The organism is Actinomadura fibrosa, from assembly GCF_900659615.1.
Lineage (GTDB): Bacteria > Actinomycetota > Actinomycetes > Streptosporangiales > Streptosporangiaceae > Spirillospora > Spirillospora fibrosa.
In genome coordinates, this window is record NZ_CAACUY010000534.1 from 1 (window position 1) to 1,639 (window position 1,639).

2 protein-coding genes are annotated in these 1,639 nt (G+C 76.0%); both read right to left on the reverse strand.

Going from position 1 to position 1,639, the window contains the following annotated elements:
- Positions 1–450 precede the first annotated feature (450 nt).
- On the reverse strand, positions 451–1,026 hold the full coding sequence (locus E1300_RS52040; protein WP_242619921.1) for a DUF1707 SHOCT-like domain-containing protein: 576 nt from the start codon (positions 1,024–1,026) through the stop codon (positions 451–453).
- 1 nt (position 1,027) lies between these two features.
- Positions 1,028–1,639, reverse strand: a 612-nt coding sequence (locus tag E1300_RS49470; RefSeq protein ID WP_131764149.1) for a PadR family transcriptional regulator, incomplete at its 5' end; no start/stop codon positions are given.

Below are 1,639 nucleotides of genomic sequence, written 5' to 3' on the forward strand. Positions count from 1 at the left end.
CGGCGATGAGGTGGGCGGCCTCCCGCTCGCCGGGCGAGCAGGGCGGCCGCTCGATCGCCGCGAGCGGGCGGACGGCGGCGCTCAGCGCCTCCTCGTCCGGGCGGCCCGCCGGCGAGACCGGATGGAGGAAGCGCTCGAAGCTCATGCGCGCGACGGTGTCACGATTCCGCCCCGCCGACCATGCCCCCACCGGCACGCCTAACGGACCACCGAGTCGAGACCGTCCGGCCAGGCCGATACGTCACGCCCGGAACCACCCCCGCCGATATCACGCCCGCGACCGGTATCGCGCCCGCGACGACCGCGCCCGCGACGACCGCCGACCGGAACTGCGTCCGTCACGACCACTTCCGCCGCTATCGCGCCCGTCACGAGCGCGCCAGCCACGAGCGCGTCGCCCGCCATATCCGCAGTCGGCGGGCGTGTGGGGCGGTCGGGGTGGTCGGGTGCTTATTGGCGTGAGCGTGTGCGGCGGGTGTTGAAGGCTAGGAGGATCGCTCGGACCAGCCAGATGACCAGGGCTATCTGGAGCACCGCTAGGAACCCCGTTCCGGGGCCCACGGTGAAGGCGAGCACCACGAACACCCCGAGCAGCAGCGGGAACGCCGGGAAGGGCGGGCCGTGCCGGTGGCCTCGGGCGCGGGCCATGCGGTGGTGGTGGCGGCCGAAGTGGGGATGTCCGGGGCCGGCGAACATGACCGCCGCCCCCGGCTCCCACGGCGCCCGGCCGAAAGCGGCATGGCCGAAGGCGGCCCGGCCGGGCGCCGGGCCGGCGGGGGAAGGCTCGGGCAGGCCGCTGTCGCCGGGCAGGTCGCGGACGACCGCGCGCAGGTCGCGGCGGGTCTTGGCGGTGAGGACGGTGCCGAGGCGCTCGTCGAGCTCGGCGCGGTCGAGCCGTCCGGCCGCGAAGTGGTCGTGGAGGGCGACCATGACGGCGTCGCGCTCGGCGTCGCCGATGCGGAGGTCGTCCGCGCCGTCGGTGTGAAGATCGCCGTTCTGCGGGCGGTAGGTGGGCCGGGGGATCACGTCACTCTCCCGTGGGGTCGGCCGTCGGCCCCGCGTCCTGCTCGGGGGCGTCGGGGGCGTCGGACTCGGGGGCGTCGTCGGCGAGGATGCGGTAGAGGTCGCGGCGGGCCCGCGACAGGACGTCCTTGGCCTGCGCGACCTGCTCCGGCGAGCCGGAGTGGACGATCTGCATGACGGCGGCGCCGGTCTGCGCGGCCTGCTTGAACAGGTCGGGGACGCCCTCGCCGAAGTCGGGCGTCATCTGCGCCCAGGGCTCGGCGAGCGCGTCGGCGTTCTCCTCGACGTGGGCGCGGCCCTCGTCGGTGAGGTGGAAGGTGCGGCGCCCGCCGCCCTCCTCGCCCTCGATGAGGCCCTCGTCGGCGAGCTGCTGGAGCGCCGGGTAGACGGCGCCGGGGCTGGGCTTCCAGCCGCCGTCGCTGCGCCGGTTGATCTCCTGGATGATCTGGTAGCCGTTGCGGGGCTCCTCGGCCAGCAGGACGAGGATCGCGGCGCGGACGTTGCCCTTGCGGGCCTTCGCGCCGCGGCCCCAGGGGCCGTGCTGGCCGCGCGCCCACGGCGGGCGCGGTCCGGGGCCGAAGCGCCCGGGTGGCGGTCCCCAGGGGCCGCCGGGCCC